Origin of the sequence: Desulfopila aestuarii DSM 18488 (assembly GCF_900143695.1) — a bacterium.
GTDB classification, from domain to species: Bacteria; Desulfobacterota; Desulfobulbia; order Desulfobulbales; family Desulfocapsaceae; genus Desulfopila; species Desulfopila aestuarii.
The window spans coordinates 26,539-33,720 of sequence record NZ_FRFE01000043.1; the positions used below are offsets into that span (position 1 = coordinate 26,539).

Sequence of the window (7,182 nt, forward strand, 5' to 3'; positions counted from 1 at the left end):
GGATGAGCGAAAACGATGCCCAGGCCACAATCACCAAACTTCAAGCCAAACTGAAGGCACAGCAGAAAACCATAGATGTCCTCATGGACGCCGCGGAGCAGCGCTCTGCCCAGAAAACCTCCCCACTGGAGCTGTTGTCACTGAATATCAGCCTGGAGAGGGTCGTTCAACAGAAAACCGAATTCCTGCGGAAGCAGCGAGAAGAACTGAACAAAGCCCTACAGGATCTAAAACTCACACAGGCCCGTTTGCTCCAGGCGCAGAAACTGGAATCCGTTGGCCAGCTGGCTGCGGGAATTGCCCACGAGATCAACACCCCTGCACAATTCATAGGTTCGAACATCTCTTTTTTACGGGATGTTTTTTCTGATGTTATGGGTCTGGTTGATAGCCTCGAGCACGAACTGCTGTCGATAACCGAAGGGACGTCGGTTGCCGAGGTGGGCAGGAAGGTGGAAATACTCATGGAGGAAGGTGATTGGGATTATCTTAAAGAGGAGATTCCCAAGGCGCTCCTGCAATCCAATGAGGGTATCAACAGGATTACTGCCATTGTTCAGGCGATGAAGGAATTTTCCCATCCTGGCAGCAAGGAAAAAGTGTTGAATGACCTCAATAAAATCATTGAGACCACGGTCACCATTGCCAGCAATGAGTGGAAATATTGCGCCGAGATAAGACTTGATCTCGACCCGGAGCTTCCTCCTGTCCCATGCCTTGCCGATGAGGTAGGCCAGGCGATTCTCAACATTCTAATTAACGCCTGTCATGCTATCACCGAGAAAAACCAAGGAAACGGCGAAAAAGGGCTCATTGCGATCTCCAGTCATCGTTTCCCCGACCATGTCAAAATCTGTATTGAAGATACGGGTAACGGCATTCCTGAGAACATCCGAGAGCGGGTGTTCGATCCGTTTTTCACCACCAAAGGGGTCGGTAAGGGCACAGGCCAGGGTTTGGCGATCTCCCACAATGTCATTGAGAAGAAGCATAAAGGCGTTCTCAGTTTTGTTTCGGAAGTCGGCAAGGGGACAACTTTTACGATCCAACTGCCTTTAAATGAAAGAGAATGAAAAATCTGGGAAATATAAGGTAACCAGGAACCTGAGGACACCTTGCTGAGAGGGTGTATGTCCAGAGATGATTATTTTTCTTATACAGTGAGGCACCCAAAAAAATCACTCTGACTCCATTTCAACCTCATAAAAGCTAACACATCATTAACGAAAAAATAGCTCGATCGAAACGCCTTAATCACCACTTGAGGACAGATATTGGGCAAGGCCAGACGAAAAACTGGCCGAATCTTCGTCCAAATATCTGCAGACCAACACAGGCAACGAAATGAGATGAATATTGGACTCTGCTGCAGACATCTTCTGAAACGGTATAGTGACCGGCACCAGGCGGTAATCTGTAAAAACTGGATTCTGCCTCTCAGGTTGGCAGTGCTTTCCTCACTCTTTGGTCATCTGTTCTGGCGGGCCTGCCATCCGGTCGTTTTTTATACTGCAGCTATAATAATCATCCACTCCATTGTTGCCTTACTCCTGCTTGCCGAGTGCAGAAAGAGTGAAAAGTACTACAGCACAATCAACGATTTTGAGAGACGCGAAGCAGTAATGAAGGATGATCTTCCGTGAAGCAGAAAAATGAAGGTTCATGTTGCCAACGTTAACGGATAGATTGCGTTTCCAACTTTAGATTTATTCCTGAAAGGGTAGTTCCGTTTAAGCACCGAGAATTGATCAGAAATGGAGCAACTGTAAGGAAGAGCTTACCAAAGATAAGGACATGCAAGCGTCAGAAGGTCATGCTTGTCAATCTCATTACCTGTTATTTGATCATGAGCTCATGAATAATCTACAGTCAGAGACTGCATTTTTCCTGTTAGGAATTTGGAAAAACAGAACTTCCCGGATTCAACTTCCCATCTCGGGGTTGAGCCCGTCAGAGAGTGAACGACGGTAGCAACGCATCGCTGGCAACAGCCCAGCCAGCAGACCGGCCGCAAGCAGCCCTGAAAACAGTGGCACGATGGTTCTTCCGGAGAATGCAGCGGACAGACTCAATCCATACTGCTGGACCAGGGTGCTCTCGAGTGCTGACAAGGTTGACACCGCAAGGAATATCCCCACCACCACACCGCCCAGGGTGAGCAAAAGGGCTTCACCGATGATCAGCATAAATATGTGACGAGGCCTCGCACCGACAGCGCGCAACACGGCCATTTCGTGACGGCGCTCTTCAAGACCACTCCAGAGTACGGTCAGCATTCCCACCAGCACCACAATGATCACACACCATGACATACCACGCAGTACATTCTCGGCCACGCCGACAATCTCCCAGAGTTCCAGCAACGCCGGGCCGGGCATGACTGCGCTGAGCGGCTCAGCTGGCCAGTTGCCGAGTCGCGCCTGCATAAACAGTGCGGCCGCGCGCTGATCGAGGGCCACCAGCATCGCCGAGATCCGCTCCGGATCTTTAACCACCAGGCGGGCCTCTTCGGCGCTGAGCTTGTCAAATGCATCAGGGGGGCGGCCATCTACCCAGTCGGCGTGCATCGCTTCGATGCCAGCCAGGCTGACATGGACCGTACGATCAACCGCCGTACCAGTGCGCTGCAGGATGCCGACAATGCGGAACGGTTTATCCTGATGGCTGTGGTTCGCATCCATCGCGGCTTCCAGGCCATGCTCAAGAGCGATCTGCTGGTTCAGCCGATAGCCGAGCCGATCAGCGACCTCGGCACCGATCACAGCGTCGAAAACATCAGCAAAAGGATTTCCTGCAGCAAAAGCCAGCGGCTGCGACCGGCCATAACGAAAATGCTTGAAATAGTCTGCGTCGGTGCCCATCACCGGGTAGCCATGATGCGAATCCCCGAAACTGACCGGCAGCGCCCAGTTTACCCCCGGAAGTGCCGCTATCTGCCGGTAGGACTCGAAAGTCATCCCGCGCCCCGGTGTACCGGTACGAAAGACCACCCCCATCAGCAACTCAACCGAGCCGCCGCGCGGCCCAACAAGCAGGTCAACCCCGGAGACGCTGCGCGTGAAAGCCTCGCGGGCCTCTGTCCGGATCTGTTCGACGACGATCAGCACGGCAGAGCCCAGACCGATACAGGCAACCGTCAGCAATGCGACGAAGCGCCGCGAACCGAGACTGCTCCAGGCCAGGGTGAGCAGAGAGCGCATCAACATAAGCCCCCCTCCAGCGTCAGGTGTCGTTCAAAATGCGGGCGCAGACTGGTATCGTGGCTGACGAGTACGATGGCGGTCTTGGCGCTGCGCGCCTCCGAGAAAAGCAACTCCAGAAAGGCGGCGCGATTTTTGGTATCAAGGGCCGAGGTCGGTTCATCAGCGAGTACCAGCGAAGGGTTTCCGATCAGCGCCCGCGCGGCGGCAACCCGCTGTTGCTGGCCGACGCTCAAGCGCGCCGCGCGCCGCAACTGGATCTCCTTGGCACCGAGCCCAAGGGCGGTGAGCAGGCGTCGCGCTTCATCCTTAAGTCCTCCGCCGTTTTCGGCCGACTGACGACGTGACTTCGAGAATCGGCACGGCAAAAGGACGTTCTCGATGGCACTCAGGTAGGGGACAAGATTGAATTGCTGAAAGATAAAACCAACATGGTCGGCCCTGCGCAGATCGCGCTGAGCAGCGCTGAGCGTCGCCCAGCTCTGACCGAGGATTTGTACCTCTCCCCGCTGCGGCAGCAACACTCCTCCCAGCAATTGCAGCAGGGTGCTTTTGCCTGATCCGCTTGGTCCTTCGAGCAGCCAATGCTCATCTGACTTGACATTCAAATCTGTGATTCCGATCTGGAACGAAGATGATGGCCAGGCAAAACTCAAATGTTTCACCGCAAGAACAGACGTCAACTGCGACTTTGTCAGCGAAGCAGCATCTACCTTCTCGGCACGTGGTGCGGACGAACCTTCAAGATCTTGCTCGGTTGCGGTTTCGGCCTGTTCGTTCATCAAACCATTTCCATACTATCTTTTATACAGTTCAATAGTGTTATGTTCATTTCGTGCGTTTTGAAGACCTGTCGCCGATTTAACCGTCATATCAAGCAATGTCACGCGATCATGGGTCACCAAACTAACCGAGCCAGACCTACGGTCAGGGGAACCGGGATAAAATACGACTGCCTTAGATGGCTTCTAGTTGTATTTATGAATCGAACCATACCGATACTCTGTGATATACGGTTTTCATTTTATCGTTCTTGGTTTCTTAAACAATTGCGCTTGCGGGGCACCGAAGCACCCCGCAGTTTCAATTGTCTTACAGTGTATTCTTGTAGATCTTGCCGTCTTTCATGATGATTCGGATGGTCTCGATGCCATCGCGATCCGGGGCATCGAACCATTTTTCATTAGCGCCAATAGCTTTTAAGTCTTCTAATGGATTTCCGTCTACAATAAGAATATCTGCATAGGCTCCAACTTCTATTACGCCTAAACTACCTTCAAAATATGGGTCTAGAACTTCTCCTGCAAGTTTTACTATTTCACCATTTACAGAAGTCAACGATTTTAATGTAAATAAATTACCAAATAACTGTCCACTTAAATAAATGGAATAGTCAGTTTGCTTTATGCCTAATTGAACACCGCCAATCGCATCAGTATTGAACCCAAATTTTGGTTGAAATTTCTTTACGTTTTCAACAAAATTCGCAGTTGCTACCTGTGCAGAATTAGCCTTTCGAGCAGAAATGGGAGTCATACCGTCTATTTTTGTGATGTAAGGAGAGAAAGACGTCACGTTTGTCGTCATATATGCTCCCTTTTCTACCATTTTTTTGGCAATCTCTTCATCAAACATTAAGTTATGCTCTAAAGACTTTACTCCATTATCCAAGCACCTCATAATTGCTGTCTTGGAGTACGCATGAGACATTACATAAGAGCCATAAGCATCTGCTACTTCAACAGCAGCTTGTATGTCTTCTGCAGAGAACGCATTTAATTGCCAAGGGTCAAATTGTGAAAGAATTCCACCACTAGACATTATTTTAAGTTGAGTTGCTCCTTGCATAAAGTTTTGGCGAGCCGCTGTTTTGATCGCCTCCGGGCTATCAGCCGTAAAACTTATACTATTGCGAGCGGCTGAAGAATGAGCACCAAACATAGTTTCGTTAGGAGTAGTGAGATTTCTAAAATCCGCGTGAGAACCAGTTGGTCCAATAAATGCACCAGAAGGATAAATTCTTGGTCCCTCTACTAGACCTTCATCTATATTTTTCTTTAGCCCGGCAGCCATTCCTCCTGCATCTCTCCAAGTCGTAAATCCTGACATTAAAGCGGCTTTCGCTTTTGCCGCTCCTCTAATCGCTATTTGATCATAAGTTAGATTATTTTCGATATCTGCTATACCGTTGCCATTCACGTAAAAATGGCCGTGCCCCTCGATCAGGCCCGGCATCAGCGTTCTGCCGCCACCATCAATGACGGTCACCGGAATCTGCTTCGTCTCAACACCGCCGCCCTCTACCGGCACTCGGAACGTGTAACCGGCACTGAAGGCATACGGGGACGGAGGCACTGTTGTTTCATGGAACTTTTGGACCTTGACATCGAGTTCATAGGTCCCAGATACGGGAAGGTCTTTCCCGATTTTTCGAATCAAGTTATTCACTACCAATACGTCCACATCCTTGAGGACGTCGCTTACACCGTCGAAAACCTTTACGTTTTTAAACAAAAAGACGGTTGGCGGTTTTTCCGCAGTGATCAGGGTTACCGCCGGGTTCGGTTCTGCTGCTGATGCGGCCTCCACTTTCTGGGCCATCCCAATGGCAATGGTCATGCTGGTGATCATGAAAATCACTGTCACCAATAACAAGTTGTTCAGTTTTTTGTTCATGTTTTTCTCCTTCTTTTGTTAGTTTCAGTTAATCGATTAAGTGTCCTTTTAAAATTGACTTCATAAGCTGTACATAGGCCCTGTTTCTCACTTTTTCCGCAGAATGAGGGCCTGGAACGAGCATTCGCTTATGGGGCCTTACGATATTTCTCAATCTTAACCGACTTCATGGAATAACCTATCTGAATGTCAGATGATCCATCGACGAGGGAAAGCACCTTGCTGGTATTGCCGACGCGCATGACGCCTTCAATCCAGACCGGCTCGAAACGGCTGTTGCTCCGAAAGGATTCCATGGCTTCGACATAGACGATCTGGTTGGGCGGCGGAGGCGGCGTGTGGATGCAGGCGCCGACCCATGGCACCAGAAGGAACTCCTTTACCTTCATGCCATCGAACTCCAGCGGCAGCGCATAACCGGGCATCCGGACCGTTTGACCGTTCAGGTCCTCAACCACAGCATTGGCGCGCTGTTGGCGGAGCTTCATGATTTCAGTTCGCCGAGCCAGCAGTTCGTTGATGTCCACGCCGTCTTTATCAAGTCTCAAGGTGGCTCCCTGAATCTCGTCAAGGGTTTTTTCGCCGACCTGACGCCCGGCGTCCTGAAGCTGGCGTACTCGGGCCACCAGTCCAAGATCGTATAGTTGATCCTCGGTCAGTGCATCGAAGGGATCCTCAAATTCGACCTTTTTGACCAGATCATGCCAGCCGAGTTGCTTGACCTGTACCGCGACGGAAGGCACCGCAACGCTCACGATGAACAGTAATAGGAAGGCAAAATTTATGATTGACTTCTTCATCCCTATTTCTCCTTTAAACCGATTTTTAAACAATGAGCGCATGATGATAATATCATGCTGATGATAACACATTAGCATTGTTGATCATCTCCTCATTGACCCCATCGAAAACATTGACATTTTTTATTAATATTGCGCTTTCTTTAGCAAATCCATTTATTGATAGGGATATGACAAAAAACATTAAACATATCGAGCCTCTTGCAAAATGACCAGAGCGTGAGGCTTTGCACTGTGGCCACAAATAGATCTTTGACAACCTAACCAAGCAGCCGTAAAAGTTGATCTGAAAATAAGGTGATAACTCCAAACATCAAGTGGAGAGACACCTTCGCGTGCCCCTTGACCATGACGTTGTTGGCACCAAAATCTTCTTTCAATCGGCTGTTTGCCCGTTCAACGCTGGATCGAATTTTATAGCGCTCCGCTTCGTGAGGAGCCATAGGTAAGACATCTTTTCCACGTCCATTTTTATCGATGATAGGGACATGTCCAAAGCCCCGGCT

The 7,182-nt window shown here is 49.8% G+C and carries 6 protein-coding genes and 1 pseudogene; 2 read left to right on the plus strand and 5 right to left on the minus strand.

All coding sequences use genetic code 11. The annotated features are described in order from the left end of the window. The first annotated feature begins 2 nt into the window (after nt 1-2). Together BUF15_RS23900 and BUF15_RS23905 are read left to right on the plus strand one after the other, a co-directional pair. Entirely contained in the window at nt 3-1,073 is a 1,071-nt protein-coding gene (locus BUF15_RS23900) for a sensor histidine kinase (protein WP_073616550.1), read from the plus strand. 276 nt (nt 1,074-1,349) lie between these two features. Then, a complete protein-coding gene (locus BUF15_RS23905; RefSeq protein WP_073616552.1) occupies nt 1,350-1,643 on the plus strand; it encodes a hypothetical protein in 294 nt (97 codons plus the stop codon). Nucleotides 1,644-1,922: 279 nt separating this feature from the next. Here the strand turns inward: BUF15_RS23905 and BUF15_RS23910 are convergent, their stop codons facing one another. The 5 genes and pseudogenes from BUF15_RS23910 to BUF15_RS23930 all read right to left on the minus strand — a co-directional run. Beyond that, nucleotides 1,923-3,206 (minus strand): ABC transporter permease, encoded by a 1,284-nt coding sequence (locus BUF15_RS23910; RefSeq protein WP_200802471.1) that lies wholly within the window; start codon nt 3,204-3,206, stop codon nt 1,923-1,925. Continuing rightward, the gene (locus tag BUF15_RS23915) at nt 3,200-3,982 is read right to left on the minus strand and encodes an ATP-binding cassette domain-containing protein (RefSeq protein WP_084554518.1); all 783 of its coding nucleotides are present in this window, start codon (nt 3,980-3,982) and stop codon (nt 3,200-3,202) included. Before BUF15_RS23915 ends, BUF15_RS23910 begins: the two co-directional genes overlap by 7 nt. Before the next feature lie 310 nt (nt 3,983-4,292). Further along, nucleotides 4,293-5,876, minus strand: a complete 1,584-nt coding sequence (locus tag BUF15_RS23920; RefSeq protein WP_200802472.1) for a metal-dependent hydrolase family protein — start codon at nt 5,874-5,876, stop codon at nt 4,293-4,295. Nucleotides 5,877-6,004: 128 nt separating this feature from the next. Then, nucleotides 6,005-6,754, minus strand: a complete 750-nt coding sequence (locus BUF15_RS23925) for a DUF3299 domain-containing protein (RefSeq protein ID WP_084554521.1) — start codon at nt 6,752-6,754, stop codon at nt 6,005-6,007. A gap of 182 nt (nt 6,755-6,936) precedes the next feature. Continuing rightward, a pseudogene (locus tag BUF15_RS23930) lies at nt 6,937-7,182 on the minus strand (IS5/IS1182 family transposase); the annotation flags it as partial.

What these genes read in the sequence shown, in the direction of transcription:
- BUF15_RS23900 (WP_073616550.1), top strand. Translation starts at nt 3, where the DNA reads ATGAGCGAAAACGATGCCCAGGCCACAATCACCAAACTTCAAGCCAAA.
- BUF15_RS23905 (WP_073616552.1), top strand. Translation starts at nt 1,350, where the DNA reads ATGAATATTGGACTCTGCTGCAGACATCTTCTGAAACGGTATAGTGAC.
- BUF15_RS23910 (WP_200802471.1), bottom strand. Translation starts at nt 3,206, where the DNA reads ATGTTGATGCGCTCTCTGCTCACCCTGGCCTGGAGCAGTCTCGGTTCG.
- BUF15_RS23915 (WP_084554518.1), bottom strand. Translation starts at nt 3,982, where the DNA reads ATGAACGAACAGGCCGAAACCGCAACCGAGCAAGATCTTGAAGGTTCG.
- BUF15_RS23920 (WP_200802472.1), bottom strand. Translation starts at nt 5,876, where the DNA reads ATGAACAAAAAACTGAACAACTTGTTATTGGTGACAGTGATTTTCATG.
- BUF15_RS23925 (WP_084554521.1), bottom strand. Translation starts at nt 6,754, where the DNA reads ATGCTAATGTGTTATCATCAGCATGATATTATCATCATGCGCTCATTG.